The organism is uncultured Nocardioides sp., assembly GCF_947489365.1.
Lineage (GTDB): Bacteria > Actinomycetota > Actinomycetes > Propionibacteriales > Nocardioidaceae > Nocardioides.
Genome location: NZ_CANLDB010000004.1, coordinates 23,495 through 37,817, shown reverse-complemented (window position 1 = coordinate 37,817; position 14,323 = coordinate 23,495). Strand labels below are relative to the sequence as shown.

The window sequence follows — 14,323 nt, the reverse complement described above, 5'->3', positions numbered from 1 at the left end:
CCCAACGCCGGGAGGCGGCCCGGTCCTTCCCGCTCAGCGCACCCGCTCGCCCCGACGCAGCAGCCGGCCGCGGGGCTCGTCGTCCACCTCGGTCCCCCGCACCCACGTGCGCCGGACCACGCCGTGCAGCGTGGCGCCGTCGTACGGCGTGACCGCGTGGCGGTGCCGCAGCCTCGTCGCGTCGACGGTGAACGCCTCGTCGGGGGCGAGGACGACGAGGTCGGCGTCCGCGTCGACGGCGATCCGGCCCTTGCCGGGCAGCCCGACACGGTCGGCCGGGGCGGCGCTCATCCAGCCCACCACCCGCGCGAGGTCGATCCCGCGGCGCCGGGCCTCGGTCCACACCACCGGCAGCATGAGCTGCACCGACGAGATCCCACCCCAGGCGGCGGCGAAGTCGCCGTCCTCGGGCTGCTTGAGCTCGGGCGTGGCCGGCGAGTGGTCGGAGGCGACGTAGGCGAGCGTCCCGTCGAGCAGCGCCTCCCAGAGCCGGTCGGCGTTCGCGGCGTCCCGGATCGGCGGGCAGCACTTGTACGCCGTGGCGCCGTCCGGGACGTCCTCGGCCGCGAGCGTCAGGTAGTGCGGGCAGGTCTCGGCGGTGACGTCGAGCCCCTCGGCCCGGGCCCGCCTGAGCTGTGGCAGGGCGTCGGACGACGACAGGTGCACCACGTGCGTCCGCGCGCCGGTACGACGGGTGGCGTCGAGGAGGTGGGAGATCGCGACGTCCTCCGCGCGGGCCGGCCGCGAGGCGAGGAAGTCCCTGTAGTCCGGGCCGGGCCGCTGCGGGGCGTGGGCGATCTCGTCGGCGTCCTCCGCGTGGGCGATCAGCAGCGAGTCCAGGCGGGCGACCTCGGCGAGGTGCGCGTCGAGCTCGCCGACGGACAGGGGCGGGAACTCCTCCACGCCGGAGTCCAGCAGGAAGCACTTGACGCCGACGACGCCCTCCTCGTGCAGACCCGCCAGGTCGCCGGCGTTGCCGGGCACCGCGCCGCCCCAGAAGGCGACGTCGACGTGGACCTGCGGGGCCGCGGCGTCCCGCTTCAGCGCCAGCGCCGTCACGTCGACGGTCGGGGGCACGGCGTTCAGGGGCATGTCGACGATCGTGGTGACCCCGCCCGCGGCGGCCGCGCGCGTGGCGGTGGCGAAGCCCTCCCAGTGGGTTCGGCCGGGCTCGTTGACGTGCACGTGGGCGTCGACGAGGCCCGGCAGGAGCACCTCGTCGTCGGCGAGGTCGACCACCTGGGCGCCGGTCAGGCCCGTCCCGGGCGGCTCGACGGCGACGACCCGGCCGTCGCGCACCCCGACCTCCGCCGCGCCCTCGCCGTCCGGCAGCAGCACCCGGCGGCCACGCACGACGAGGTCGAGGAGGTCGAGCGGGCCCGACCCGCTGCTCACCGCCGGTGCCACAGCCGTGCGTGGCGGTTGACGTCCTTGTAGAGCAGGTAGCGGAACCGCCCTGGCCCCCCGGCGTAGCAGGCCTGGGGGCAGAAGGCCCGCAGCCACATGAAGTCGCCGGCCTCGACCTCGACCCAGTCCTGGTTGAGCCGGTAGACCGCCTTGCCCTCCAGCACGTAGAGCCCGTGCTCCATCACGTGCGTCTCCGGGAACGGGATCACCCCGCCGGGCTCGAAGGTGACGATGTTGACGTGCATGTCGTGGCGCACGTCGGTCGGGTCGACGAAGCGCGTGGTGGCCCAGACGCCGTCGGTGTCGGGCATCGGCGTCGGGGGCACGTCCCGCTCGTTGGTCACGAACGCGGGCGGCACCTCGACCCCGTCCGCGTGCTCGTAGGCCTTGCGGATCCAGTGGAGCACCGCGCGGACGTCGCCGGCGTTGCGGATCGTCCAGTCGCACCCGGGCGGCAGGAAGGCGTAGCCGCCCTCGCCCAGCGGGTGGCGGTCCCCCTCGATCGTCACCTCGACCGTGCCCTCGGTGACGAACAGGACGGCCTCGGCCCCGGGGTCGTTCTCCGGGGTGTCGCTGCCGCCGCCGGGGGCGAGCTCGACGACGTACTGGGAGAAGGTCTCGGCGAAGCCGGTCAGCGGCCGCGCGATCACCCACATCCGCATGCCGTCCCAGCCCGGCAGGGCCGAGGTGACGATGTCGCGCAGCGTGCCGCGGGGGACGACGGCGTACGCCTCGGTGAAGACGGCGCGGTCGGTGAGCAGGTCGGTCTGGGGCGGCAGGCCACCGCGCGGGGAGTGGTAGGTCATCGGAGGGCTCCTGTCCGGGCGAGGGTGTCCAGCTGGTCGGGGCCGAGGCCGGTGCGGGCGTCGACCTCGTCGGGGTCGACGGCGCCGCACCGCAGGGCGCGGACGACGAACCCGCTCAGCGCCTTGGCGGTGGCGGGCTCGTCCATCACGTCGCCCTCCACCTTCTGCAGGTACGCCGACAGCCGGGTCGCGGCGGCGTCGAGCCCCTCGCGGTAGTAGCCGAAGGTGGCCAGGTAGCGGGTCGGCAGGTGCCCGGGGTGCAGGTCCCAGCCCTGGTAGATCCCCCGCGACAGCGACCGGCGGACGAGGCGGTGGTGCAGCGCCCACGCCGCGCGCGCCTGGTCGGCGTCGCCGGTGGGGACGACGTTCGTCGACCCGTCGGACAGGTGCACCCCGGTGCCGGCCACGGCGAGCTGCATGAGGCCCTTGGCGAGGTCGGCCGCCGGGTGCTCCAGCGACTGGTCGCCGGCCGCGACGCCGATCGAGGCCGAGTAGTCGTAGGTGCCGTAGTGCAGCGACGTGACCCGCCCCTGGCCCGCCGTCAGGCAGTCGGTCAGCGGCACGCGGCCGTCGGCGCCGAGCACGACCGGCGGGGTCTCGACCTGGACCTCGAAGCGCAGCACGCCGGCGGCGAGCCCGAGGGCCGTCTCGAGCCGCTCGCACACCTGGCGCATGGCCTCGACCTGCGCCGCCGTGGAGACCTTCGGCAGCGTCGTCACCAGGCCGGTCGGCAACGGCCCGTGCTCGAGCAGGGTGGTGAGGAACAGGCCGAGGGTGCGGACGCTGCGACGGCGCAGCGGTGCCTCGAGGCACTTGACGCGGAGCCCGACGCTGCGGGGCAGGAGGCCGTCCGCGGCGGCGCGGGCGACCTCGTGGGCCGCGGCGACGACGTCGGCGTCCTCGGTGTCGTCGTCGCGGAGGCCGTACCCGTCCTCGAGGTCGATGCGGAGGTCCTCGACGGGGTCGGTCGCCAGCTTCGCGGCGGCCCGTCGGGCGAGGTCGTCGGCGAGGTCGGGCCGCACCAGGTCCCCGGCGAGCCGGGCCCAGCCGTCGTGCTCGGTGACGAGCCGCGCCGCCTCGTCACCCCACGCGCGTGCCGTGCCGGCGTGGAAGCGGTCGGCCGGCACGTAGACGGTGTGCACCGGCTGGCGCCGCCCGTCGTCGCCCGGGTAGCGCTCGGCGAGCAGCCGGTCCGTGGGTGCCAGCAGGACGTCGAGGGCGTCGAGGTCCGCGGGGCTCAGCATGCGGCGACGCTACCGCTCAGCCCGCCCGCAGCTCCTCCGCGTCGTCGGCGAGCGAGCAGCGGATCAGCGCGGCCCCGACCACCGAGAGGTCGTCGGAGCCGGTGGCGTCCGCCAGGCCCCGCGCGGTGTGGGGCAGGCCGAGCGCGCGGGCGGCGTCCGCCATGCGCGAGTCGCTGCACGGTCGCAGCGACGGCCACACCGCCTGGACCTCGCGGCAGAAGATGTCGGCGCCGACCTCGCCGATCCCCGGCATCTCCCGGACCAGGGCGGCGACCCCGTCGCGGTCGCCGTACGCGCGGTCGCGCAGGCGGCGCAGGTCGCCGTCGTACACCTCGACGACCAGCCGCGCGGTGCGACCGAGCAGCTCGGCCGTCTTCCGCTTGCGCAGGAACCGGGCCTCGGACAGCACCGCGTGGCGGGCGTCGTCGTCCGCCTCGGCCATCGCGTCCGCCGTCCGGTACTCCTGCCGCATCGCGCGCGCGGCCCGCACCCCGAGGTCGGCGGACAGGTTCGCGGACAACAGGTGGGACAGCACGAGCAGCTGGAACAGCGGGGCGGGCTTGTCGGCCGGCGTGATGCCGGCCTCGTCGGCGTACGTGCGGCCGTGCCGCTCCAGCAGCCGCGACAGGAGTGCCTCGTGCGTCATGGCCCCCCGGTACCCGGGCGGGCGCGTCAGGCGACCGTGACGGGCTCCGGCACCTCGGCGCGCACGGGCTCGAAGCGCACCACGATGCTCTTCGACGCCGGTTGCCCGCTCGTCTGGTCCACGTGGTCGAGGGGGACCAGGACGTTGGTCTCGGGGTAGTACCCCGCGGCGCAGCCCCGCGGCGTCGGGTACGCCACGACCTGGAACCCGGGCGCGCGGCGCTCCACGCCGTCCTCCCAGACGCTGACGACGTCGACCCGGTCGTTCGGGGCCAGGCCGAGCTCCACGAGGTCGTCGGCGTTGACCATGACGATGCGCCGCGAGCCGTGGATGCCCCGGTAGCGGTCGTTGTCGGTGTACGGGATGGTGTTCCACTGGTCGTGGGAGCGCAGCGTCTGCAGCACCACGTGCCCGGCGGGCGCGCGCGGCGCCTCGGCGGCGTTGACGGTGAACCGGGCGGTGCCCGTCTCCGTGAGGAAGAAGCCCTCGTTCACCGGGTTCGGGAGGCTGAAGCCGCCCGGCTCGGCCACCCGGGCGTTGAAGTCGCCGAAGCCGGGCACGACCCGGGAGATCCGGTCGCGGATCGCGCCGTAGTCGGTCTCGAAGGTGTCCCACGGGACCGTGCTGTCCTCGCCCAGGGTGGCCCGGGCCAGCCGGCACAGAATCGCGACCTCACTCAGCAGGTGCGCCGACGCCGGCTCGAGCCGGCCCGTCGAGGTGTGGACCTCGCTCATGGAGTTCTCGACCGTGACGGACTGCGCCCCGCCGTCCTGGACGTCACGCTCGGTGCGGCCCAGCGTGGGCAGGATGAGCGCGGCGTCGCCCACGACGACGTGCGACCGGTTGAGCTTGGTCGACACCTGGGCGGTGAGGCGGCAGCGCCGCAGCGCCTCCTCCGTGTACGCCGTGTCCGGCGCGGCGCTGACGAAGTTGCCGGCGACGCCCACGAAGACCTTCACGTCGCCGTCGTGCATGGCGTGGATCGCCTTGACGGCGTCCACCCCGTGGTGGCGGGGCGGGTCGAAGCCGAACTCGCGCTGCACGGCGTCGAGGAAGGCGTCGGGCATCTTCTCCCAGATGCCCATGGTGCGGTCGCCCTGCACGTTGCTGTGGCCGCGCACCGGGCAGGCGCCCGAGCCGGGCTTGCCGACGTTGCCGCGCAGCAGCAGGAAGTTCACGATCTCGCGGATGGTCGGCACGGCATGCCGGTGCTGGGTCAGGCCCATGGCCCAGCAGACGACCACCCGGTCGCTGGCGAGCACCTCGTCGCGCAGGCCCTCGATCTCGGCCCGGGTCAGCCCGGTGTCGAGGAGGACCTGGTCCCAGTCGGTGGCGCGGGCGTGGGTGGAGAACGCCGCGAAGCCGTCGGTGCTGCTGTCGACGAAGTCGCGGTCGAGGACGGTGCCCGGGGCGGCGTCCTCGGCCTCGAGGAGCAGCCGGTTGAGCGCGCGGAAGAGCGCGAGGTCGCCGCCGATCCGGACCTGCAGGAAGCGGTCGGCGATGTCGACCCCGCGGCCGAGGACGCCGCGCGGCTTCTGGGGGTTCTTGAACCGCTTCAGCCCCGCCTCGGGCAGCGGGTTGATCGCGACGATCCGGCCGCCGTTGAGCTTCGTCTCCTCCAGGGCGGAGAGCTGACGGGGGTGGTTGCTGCCCGGGTTCTGCCCCACCAGCAGCACGAGGTCGGCGTGCTGGAGGTCGAGCAGGGTGACCGTGCCCTTGCCGGTGCCGAGGGTCTCGTGGAGCGCGGCGCCGCTGGACTCGTGGCACATGTTGCTGCAGTCCGGCAGGTTGTTGGTGCCGTACGCCCGGGCGAACAGCTGCAGCAGGAACGCCGCCTCGTTGCTGACCCGCCCCGAGGTGTAGAACGCCGCCTCGTCCGGGGAGTCGAGCGTCCGCAGCTCGCCGGCGAGCAGGTCGAGCGCCTCCCGCCAGCCGACGGGCTCGTAGTGGTCGGAGCCGGGGCGCTTGAGCATCGGCTCGGTCAGCCGGCCCTGGTCGTTCAGCCACTGGTCGGAGCGTCGGGCGAGGTCGGAGACGGGGTGACGGGCGAAGAACTCACGGGTCACCCGCTTGGTCGTCGCCTCGTCGTTGATGTGCTTGGCGCCGTTCTCGCAGTACTCGTTGGTGTGCCGGTGACCGGGCGCCGGGTCGGGCCAGGCGCAGCCGGGGCAGTCGATGCCGCCGACCTGGTTCATCGTCAGCAGGGTCAGCGCCGTGCGCTGGGGCGACGTCTCCCCCAGCGAGTACTCGAGCGCGTGGCGCACCGCGGGCACCCCGGCGGCGTACTCCTTCGGCGGGGTCTGCGTCAGCTCGCCCGGGGTCTCGTCGTCGTCCGGTGTGCGCATGGTGCTGCCTCTCGTGGGGGTTCGGGCCGTGCCGGGTGAGGGGCTGCGGTCAGCCGTGCCGCCAGCCGGGGACCGACGGGGGCTCGTTCTCGAGGCGCTGCAACCGGCCGCCGCGGATGGTGCCGCGCCAGGTGTCCCCCGCGTCGCCGAGGCCCTCGATGAACGCCGCGAAGTGTCCGAGCTCGGCGGCGACGACCCGTCGTACGACGGGGAGCGTGACGACGCCGGGCCCCTCCCAGGCGGCGCACCGGACGGCCACCGTGACGGTGGTGACCGCGGGCCCCCGGGGGGTGAACGAGACCGTCCCCGCGTGGCGGAGGTCGCGGTCCCAGCTGCGCCAGCTGAGGTGGGAGTCCGGCTCCTGCTCGAGGATCTCGGCGTGGAACTCGCGGGTGAACGGGCCGATGCCGACCAGCCAGCGGGTGACGGCGGGACGGACCTGCTCGACCTCCCTCACCACCGTCATGAACCGGGGGAAGCTCTCGAACCGGGTCCACTGGTCGTAGGCGGTGCGCAGCGGCACCGCCACGTCCGCGGTCACCTCCAGGGTCCTCACCACGGGCTGCTCCCCTCGCCGTCGGGCGCCCGCGGCCTGCGGGCCGCGTCAGGTACCCGCTCCCCCGCCCGTCATCCGACGGCGATGACGCCCCCGGGCGATCGAGGTGCGAGCCCGCCCTCAGACCACCCGGGCCGGGCGGTCGGTGCGCATCACCCGGGCGTACGCCGCGAAGCGGATCGTGCCGGAGAGCCCGTTGGCCGCGGCGAGCACGAGCACCTCGTCGAGGGTGCTCGCGCCGGGGGCGACGCGGCCGAGCCACCACAGCGAGACCGAGGTCAGCAGCACGCCCAGGGCGAGCACCGCGAGGCCCAGCAGCTGGTGGGGCAGCGCGCTGCGCGGGTCGCGGACCCCGAAGGTCCACCGGCGGTTGCCCCACGTGTCGGCGAGCGTCGAGACCACGAGGGCGACGGCGTTCGCCCACTGCGCGTCCAGCGGTGCCCGCAGCAGCAGGTACAGGGTGAAGTAGGCGGCGGTGCAGCAGGCTCCGACGACGAGGAAGCCCGGGACGTTGCGCACCCACCAGGGCATCGACTGCTTCTCCTCCCGACGGGCCTCCGCGAAGCGGGGTACCCGGTCCTGTCGACTCCAGCCGTGACCGCCCCACCGGCCCGCGACCGCGTCCTCGACGAGGTGGCTGCGCACCCCACAACACCGCGGTCGGGCTGACCCATCCCGAGACCCGTCGCCCGGCTGCGCCCCGGCCCTACCCTGCCGAGCGCGGCTGGTCGGCGCCCAGCACCCGGTCCCCGTGACGCCGTACGAAGGCGCGGACGTCGGCGACGAGGGCCTCCGGCTGCTCCATCGCGGCGAAGTGGCCGCCGGCGTCCATCTCGGTCCAGGCGTCGATGGCGTAGCGCCCCTCGCTGACCTCCCGCGGCGCGGCGAACGGCTCGGCCGGGAAGTGGGCGACGCTGGTGGGCACGGTGACCTCGGACAGGGCGCGGTCGCGGGGGTCCTGGTTGCGCTCCAGGTAGATCCGCGCCGCACTCGGAGCCCTGCCGGTGACCCAGTAGAGCATCAGGTTCGTGACCAGGTCGTCGACGTCGTAGGCGTCCAGCAGGCCGCCGTCCCCGAGGTCGGACCAGCCGTGGAACTTCTCCAGCACCCACGCCGCGAGCCCGGCCGGCGAGTCGTTCTGGGCCAGCGTCAGCGAGTCCGGCTTGGTGCCCTGCACCTGGGAGTACGCCCGCTCGCGACGACCGAAGTCCTCCATGTGCTCCAGCCACCCCCGCGTGGCCGGCGAGGGGTCCTCCGGGGGTCGGGCGGACGGCATCGTCACGTGCAGCGCCCGGCACGAGCCCGGGTGGAGCGCGCCGAGCTGGGAGCCGACGGCTGCGCCCCAGTCGCCACCCTGCGCCGCGTACCCGGCGTACCCGAGACCGCGCATCAGCGTGTCCAGCGCCCCGGCGATCCGCGACGGACCCCAGCCGCGCTCCCGGGGCGCCGAGGAGAAGCCGAAACCGGGCAGGGAGGGGACGACGAGGTCGACCGCGTCGGCCGGGTCCCCGCCGTACGCCCCCGGGTCGGTCAGCGGCCCGATGACGTCCATGAACTCCCACACCGATCCGGGCCAGCCGTGGACCATGAGCAGGGGCACCGGCGCCGGTCCGGTGCCGCGGACGTGCAGGAAGTGGACGTCGACGCCGTCGACCTCGGCGAGGAACTGCGGGTGGGCGTTGAGCCGGGCCTCCGCGGCGCGCCAGTCGTACGCCGTCGCCCAGTGCTCGCAGACCTCCCGGACGACCGCGAGGTCGGCGCCGTACTCCCAGCCGACCCCCGGGATCTGCTCCGGCCAGCGGGTACGGCGCAGCCGATCGCGCAGGTCGTCGAGGTCGGCGTCGGGAACATCGACGCGGAAGGGTCGGGGCTCGAGGCTCATGGCCCCAGCGTGTCCGGGCGCCCGCCCCGCATCAACCCGGGCGACCGGGGCACGGGACCGCACGCCAGTGCTCTGCACACCGAGCGGAGTGGTGGACAGGCGGGCCGTCGTCGCGTGAGTCGGATCCGATGCGACGGTCCGCCGATGCAGCGGCCGCGCGGTGGACGCCGGTCCGACGGACCGGCGTCACCCGTGGCGGCGCAGGCCGGGCACGTCACCGGTGCTCACGATCTGCAGCGCCAGCTCCCTGATCTTCACCTCGGACTCCGACGAGATGCGGCCCAGGATCCGGAAGGCGACGTCCCCGGACACCTGGAAGCGCTCCATGACGATCCCGGTGGCCTGCCCGATGACGGTCCGCGTGATGAGCGCCTGGTCGAGGGCGTCGATGCGCTGCGCCGCGGCGAACGCGATCGCGATGTGCGCGGCCAGGACCTGCCCCTCACGGTGGTCGTCGAGGGTGAAGCCGTCCCGGTCCCGGGAGTAGAGGTTGAGCGCGCCGAGGGTGTCCTGGTGCGTGAAGAGCTGGAACGACAGCACGCTGCGCAACCCGGTCTCCTCGACGACCTGGGGTCCCCACAGGGGCCAGCGACGGTCACGGTCCAGGTTGGGGCTGTAGGTGATCGACGCCTCGGTGATGGAGTCCAGGCAGGGTCCCTGGTCGTACCGCACCTGCAGCGCGTCGGCCCGCATCGCCGCCGGGTCGGTGGCCGCGAAGTTCTTGACCTGGCTGCTGCTCGCGCGGCGCACCATCGACAGGCTCGCCGCGTGGCATCCCTCGATGTTCTCGTGTGCGAGCCCGGTGGCCATCGTGTAGGTGGCGTCGGGGTCCAGCTGCATCTGGAGGTCGCGGGCGGCGCCGGCCATCCGTTCCGACAGCCGGCCCGCGTTCTCGTCGCCGGGCACCGGCTCCGTCTCGAGGGGAAGGGACTCAGACATGGGTGGTCCTCACTGGCGAAGGGTCTGGCGGGGCGGTCGGCCGTAGGCGCGGGCGTACGTCGCGGAGAAGCGTCCGGGCTTGGCGAAGCCCCAGCGGGCGGCGATCGCCGCGACCGTGTCGCCGCGGGTGGGGTCGCCGACCTGCAGGTCGTGGTGGGCCCTCTCGAGCCGGACCCCGCGCAGGTAGCCCGTCGGGGTGGTGGCGAGTCCCCGCCGGAAGGCGTACTGCACGGCGCGCGGCGAGGTCCGGGCCGCGTCGGAGATGTCGGCGAGGGTCACCGGTTCGTGGGCGTGAGCCTCGATGAACGCGACCGCGCGCCGCAACGTGGCTGGCCGGTCGGCTCCGGCGTCGAGGTGGACGTCGACGTCGACGTCGGTTGTCGTCCCTGGGGACATGAGGTGGTCCTCACCTGGGTCGCGCCCGCGGACCCGTTGGTGGAGCCCGACGCGATCGCCCCACCGTACGCACACTCTGGCCACGTCGCGCATCGCGAGCCCCGAGCCGGGACCGCGGCCGTTGCCCCGGCTCGCACCGCCGCCTACGGTGCCGCGATGGAGACCAGCGTGCCGATCCTGCCGAGTCGGGACCTCGACGAGACCCTGGCCTTCTACGAGGCCCTGGGCTTCGAGAACCGCGGAGCCCCACCGTCCGAGTGGGGCTATCTCATCCTGGGGCGTGGCGACATCTGGCTCCACTTCGCCGCGGACCCCGAGGTGGACCCCCTCTCCACCGCGGCCAGCTGCTACCTGTACGTCGACGACAGCACGGCGCTGCACGAGCGCTGGGCGTCGGTGGTCGTCCCCGACGCGCCGACGGGGTCCCGGATTGTGCCGCCCGTGGTGACCGACTACGGGATGACCGAGTTCGCCGTCGTCGACCGTAGCGGCAACCTGCTGAGGGTCGGCTCCGGGACCCGCTGAGGCCGCCAGGCGGTCTGACCACGCTCGCGATGTGGGGAAGAACGGGAGAACGGCCCGGAAACGCCCCGATCCGGGCCCGAGATCGACCGGTTGTCCCGTTCTCCCTGACGCGGGGCCGGCTCCGAGGTCACCGCGACCGGGACGACGCGAGACACGGCGTCGGTGATCCCCCGGGAGAGAAGCACAAGGGCCTCTCACCTGCGGTGACAGGTGAGAGGCCCACTGTCGGGCTGACAGGATTTGAACCTGCGACCCCCTGACCCCCAGTCAGGTGCGCTACCAAGCTGCGCCACAGCCCGAGGCGCCCGGCTCGCGAGCGCACCGGAACACTATCGCAGCCCGCTCGGAGGACCCGACCCGGCCCGCGCCCTCCTGCAGACGCCGTTCTGCCCTCGGCGTACGACGCTCCGCGTTGTCGTCGCGCAGGGTTAGGTTCGCCTCATGGGCGACGTGCTGCGGCTTCCCACTCCCGACCTCGACCCGCTGTGGCGGGAGGCGGTGGGCGACGTGCTGCGCCGGTCCCGGCAGGCACGGGGCGACCGGCTGCGTGACGTCGCCGATCGCTCCGGGGTGTCGGTGCAGTACCTCTCCGAGGTCGAGCGGGGTCTCAAGGAGCCCAGCTCGGAGATCCTCGCGGCGGTCTCCGGCGCGCTGGACATGACCCTGCTCGACCTGACCGTCGGCGTCGCCCGCTCCCTGCGACCGGCCGCCGCGACGCCCGGTGCCCTACGCGGGCCACGAGCCCTGGCCGGCTGAGCAGTCCGGCGGGCCCCGGCGCGCCTCAGCGCTTGCGCTTCTCCCGCACCCGCTGCTCCAGCACGATCGGCGTGCCGACGAAGCCGAAGTTCTCGCGCAGGCGACGCTCGATGTAGCGCTCGTAGCCGGCGTCGAGGCGGCCCGACGTGAAGAGGATGAAGGTCGGCGGCGCAGTCTGCGCCTGGGTGCCGAACATGATCTTCGGCTGCTTGCCGGAGCGCACCGGGTGCGGGTGCTCCGCGACGAGACGGCCGAGGAACGTGTTGAGGGCGCCCGTCGAGACACGGGTCTCCCAGCCCTCGAGCGCGGCGTCGATGGCGCGGACGACGCGGTCGACGTGCCAGCCGGTGCGGGCCGTGATGTTGATCCGCGGCGCCCAGGCGACCTGCACGAACTCCCGCTCGACCTCCCGCTCGAGGAAGTGACGGCGCTCCTCGTCGACCAGGTCCCACTTGTTGAACGCGATGACCAGCGCGCGGCCGGCCTCGCGGACGGTCTGGACGATGCGCAGGTCCTGCTCGGAGATCGACAGCTCCGCGTCGAGCACGAGGACGGCGACCTCGGCGCGGTCGATGGCGGTGGTGGTGCGCAGCGAGGCGTACCACTCGTGGCCCGACGCCTGGTTGACCCGCTTGCGGATGCCGGCGGTGTCGATGAAGCGCCAGGTCCGTCCGTCGAGCTCGACGAGCTCGTCGACGGGGTCGACGGTGGTGCCCGACGCGTCGTCGACGACGGCGCGCTCGGAGCCGGCGAGACGGTTCAGCAGGGAGGACTTGCCGACGTTGGGCTTGCCGACGATCGCGACGCGCCGCGGGCCACGCTCGACCTCGAACGTCTCGTCCTGTGCGTCGGGGAGGGCGGCGATGACGGCGTCCAGCAGGTCGCCGGAGCCGCGGCCGTGGACGGCGCTGACCGGGTGCGGCTCCCCGAGCCCGAGGTTCCAGAGCCCGTAGGTCTCGACCTCCTGGCGCTGGTCGTCGACCTTGTTGGCGGCCAGCACGACGGGCTTGCCGGCCTTCCGCAGCACCCGGACGACGGCCTCGTCGGCGTCGGTGATGCCCACCGTCGCGTCCACGACGAACAGGACGGCGTCGGCGAGGGTCACGGCCACCTCGGCCTGGGCGCGGATGGCCTCCGCGAGGCCCTGCGCGTCGGGGTCCCAGCCGCCGGTGTCGACGACGGTGAAGGCCTTGCCGGCCCAGTTCGCGTCGTACGAGATGCGGTCGCGGGTGACGCCCGGGACGTCCTCGACCACCGCCTCGCGGCGGCCGATGATCCGGTTGACCAGGGTGGACTTGCCCACGTTCGGGCGTCCGACCACGGCCAGGACCGCAGGCGTGCTCATATCTCTTCTCCATCCAGGATGAGCCCGGTGTAGGGGTCGTCCTCCAGCTCACCGGGCGCAAGGGGGCCGGGCAGCTCCCGGCCGGTCCGCTGCCGCGCCTCGTCGAGGAGGGCCAGCATGCGCTCCCGGACCAACAACGAGGCACGTGCCACCTGTTCCCGGGTGCGCGGCCAGTCCTGCTGCGCGAGGCGCACGGGCTCGCCGTACACGAGGTCGACGACGGCCCCGCGGCCCGGGACGTCGGAGGCGCGGCCACCGGGCTCGCGGGTGCCGAGGATCGCGACGGGCACGATCGGCGCTCCGGTCACCATCGCCAGGTAGGCGACACCGCGGTGGAACCGCTCGAGGTCCCCTCCCCCGCGACGGCCTTCCGGGAAGACGCCGACGACACCGCCGTCGCGGAGGATCCGCAGGCAGGTGCGGACCGCGCGAGGGTCGTACTCGAACCGGTGCAGCGGGACCTGACCGGCGGTGGCGAGGAAGACGCCCATGCCGCCGGTGAACATCTCCGCCTTCGTCAGCACGTGCGCGGGCCGCGGGCTGAACGCCGCCAGCAGCGGACCGTCGGACCAGCCGAGGTGGTTGGCGGCGAGCAGGACGCCGCCGCGCGCAGGCACGCGGTCGGTGGAGTGGGTGCGGACGGCGAAGCGACGACGGACCAGGCCCCGGGTCAGGGGACGGGCGCCGCGCAGCAGCCAGCGCGGGGGGTGGCGGACGTGGTCGCTGGCGGGCAGGCCGGCACGACGGAGGGCTGTCACGGGGTCCCCGCGAGGGCCGCGATCCGGTCCACGACCTCCTCGAGCGTGGACGACGTCGTGTCGACGTGGACGGCGCCCTCGGCCATGGTGAGCGGCGCGGTGGCGCGGGTGCTGTCGATGGCGTCGCGGGCCAGCAGCGAGCTGCGGACCGCCTCGAGCGCCTCGCTGGTCCCGGGGCCGCCCTCCTCGGCGGCACGCCGGTCGGCGCGGGCGGCGGGGTCGGCGGTCAGGTACACCTTCACCTGCGCGTCGGGCGCGACGACGGAGCCGATGTCGCGACCCTCGACGACGATGCCCGCGCCCGCCGGTCCGGAGGTGGCCCCGGCGATGGCCTCCCGCTGCATCGCCAGCAGCCGGGCGCGCACCTCGGGGACCGCGCTGACCGGGCTGACGGCGGCGTTGACCTCTGCGGAGCGGATCTCCACGCCCACGTCGCGGCCGTCGACGGTGATGCTGGGCGCGGCGGGGTCGGTGCCGGACACCAGGTCGGGCTCGTGGCAGCGGGCGGCCACGGCGGCCGGGTCCTGGACGTCGACCCCGGCCTGCAGCAGCCACCACGTCATGGCCCGGAACATGGCGCCGGTGTCGAGGTAGCGCAGGCCCAGGCGGGTGGCCACCCCGCGGGAGGTGGAGGACTTGCCGGACCCGGACGTGCCGTCGATCGCCACCACCAGTCCGGCGCCGGTCGTCCGCGCGTTGTCAAGGCTGCTGTCCACGG

Annotated in this window: 15 protein-coding genes and 1 tRNA gene; 2 read left to right on the top strand and 14 right to left on the bottom strand. The window is 74.2% G+C overall.

Annotation, left to right across the window (positions count from 1 at the left end; all coding sequences use genetic code 11):
- Nucleotides 1-33: 33 nt before the first annotated feature.
- From allB to Q0858_RS12175, 10 genes are all read right to left on the bottom strand, one after another.
- On the bottom strand, nucleotides 34-1,395 hold the full coding sequence (gene allB / locus Q0858_RS12220; protein WP_299054661.1) for an allantoinase AllB: 1,362 nt from the start codon (nucleotides 1,393-1,395) through the stop codon (nucleotides 34-36).
- Nucleotides 1,392-2,213, bottom strand: a complete 822-nt coding sequence (locus Q0858_RS12215; RefSeq protein ID WP_299054660.1) for a bifunctional allantoicase/(S)-ureidoglycine aminohydrolase — start codon at nucleotides 2,211-2,213, stop codon at nucleotides 1,392-1,394. The genes allB and Q0858_RS12215 overlap by 4 nt, the downstream gene beginning before the upstream one ends.
- Entirely contained in the window at nucleotides 2,210-3,457 is a 1,248-nt protein-coding gene (locus Q0858_RS12210; RefSeq protein ID WP_299054657.1) for an aldolase/citrate lyase family protein, read from the bottom strand. The genes Q0858_RS12215 and Q0858_RS12210 overlap by 4 nt, the downstream gene beginning before the upstream one ends.
- Before the next feature lie 16 nt (nucleotides 3,458-3,473).
- Complete coding sequence (locus tag Q0858_RS12205; RefSeq protein WP_299054655.1) at nucleotides 3,474-4,103, bottom strand: endonuclease; 630 nt, start codon at nucleotides 4,101-4,103, stop codon at nucleotides 3,474-3,476.
- A gap of 26 nt (nucleotides 4,104-4,129) precedes the next feature.
- Nucleotides 4,130-6,448, bottom strand: coding sequence for an FdhF/YdeP family oxidoreductase (locus Q0858_RS12200; RefSeq protein ID WP_299054653.1), 2,319 nt, complete (start codon nucleotides 6,446-6,448; stop codon nucleotides 4,130-4,132).
- A 49-nt stretch (nucleotides 6,449-6,497) separates the two neighbouring features.
- On the bottom strand, nucleotides 6,498-7,004 hold the full coding sequence (locus Q0858_RS12195; RefSeq protein WP_299054650.1) for an SRPBCC family protein: 507 nt from the start codon (nucleotides 7,002-7,004) through the stop codon (nucleotides 6,498-6,500).
- 120 nt (nucleotides 7,005-7,124) lie between these two features.
- On the bottom strand, nucleotides 7,125-7,649 hold the full coding sequence (locus Q0858_RS12190) for a GtrA family protein (protein ID WP_299054647.1): 525 nt from the start codon (nucleotides 7,647-7,649) through the stop codon (nucleotides 7,125-7,127).
- Nucleotides 7,650-7,710: 61 nt separating this feature from the next.
- Complete coding sequence (locus Q0858_RS12185) at nucleotides 7,711-8,886, bottom strand: epoxide hydrolase family protein (RefSeq protein ID WP_299054644.1); 1,176 nt, start codon at nucleotides 8,884-8,886, stop codon at nucleotides 7,711-7,713.
- Between the two features lie 186 nt (nucleotides 8,887-9,072).
- Complete coding sequence (locus Q0858_RS12180; protein ID WP_299054641.1) at nucleotides 9,073-9,825, bottom strand: GAF and ANTAR domain-containing protein; 753 nt, start codon at nucleotides 9,823-9,825, stop codon at nucleotides 9,073-9,075.
- Nucleotides 9,826-9,834: 9 nt separating this feature from the next.
- Nucleotides 9,835-10,221: an AraC family transcriptional regulator gene (locus tag Q0858_RS12175; RefSeq protein WP_299054639.1), complete on the bottom strand. Its 387-nt coding sequence runs from the start codon at nucleotides 10,219-10,221 to the stop codon at nucleotides 9,835-9,837.
- Between the two features lie 156 nt (nucleotides 10,222-10,377).
- Between Q0858_RS12175 and Q0858_RS12170 the strand changes: the two genes are divergently transcribed.
- Nucleotides 10,378-10,746, top strand: coding sequence for a VOC family protein (locus Q0858_RS12170; protein ID WP_299054636.1), 369 nt, complete (start codon nucleotides 10,378-10,380; stop codon nucleotides 10,744-10,746).
- A 225-nt stretch (nucleotides 10,747-10,971) separates the two neighbouring features.
- Here the strand turns inward: Q0858_RS12170 and Q0858_RS12165 are convergent.
- Nucleotides 10,972-11,045 (bottom strand) — tRNA-Pro (locus Q0858_RS12165).
- A gap of 142 nt (nucleotides 11,046-11,187) precedes the next feature.
- Between Q0858_RS12165 and Q0858_RS12160 the strand changes: the two genes are divergently transcribed.
- Nucleotides 11,188-11,502, top strand: a complete 315-nt coding sequence (locus Q0858_RS12160) for a helix-turn-helix transcriptional regulator (RefSeq protein WP_299054633.1) — start codon at nucleotides 11,188-11,190, stop codon at nucleotides 11,500-11,502.
- Between the two features lie 25 nt (nucleotides 11,503-11,527).
- Here Q0858_RS12160 and der read toward each other — a convergent pair whose 3' ends face one another.
- The 3 genes from der to cmk are packed head-to-tail and all read right to left on the bottom strand — an operon-like array spanning nucleotide 11,528 to nucleotide 14,321.
- On the bottom strand, nucleotides 11,528-12,847 hold the full coding sequence (gene der, locus Q0858_RS12155; protein WP_299054631.1) for a ribosome biogenesis GTPase Der: 1,320 nt from the start codon (nucleotides 12,845-12,847) through the stop codon (nucleotides 11,528-11,530).
- Nucleotides 12,844-13,605: a lysophospholipid acyltransferase family protein gene (locus Q0858_RS12150; RefSeq protein WP_299054629.1), complete on the bottom strand. Its 762-nt coding sequence runs from the start codon at nucleotides 13,603-13,605 to the stop codon at nucleotides 12,844-12,846. The genes der and Q0858_RS12150 overlap by 4 nt, the downstream gene beginning before the upstream one ends.
- A complete protein-coding gene (cmk, locus tag Q0858_RS12145; RefSeq protein ID WP_299054627.1) occupies nucleotides 13,602-14,321 on the bottom strand; it encodes a (d)CMP kinase in 720 nt (239 codons plus the stop codon). Before cmk ends, Q0858_RS12150 begins: the two co-directional genes overlap by 4 nt.
- Nucleotides 14,322-14,323 lie beyond the last annotated feature (2 nt).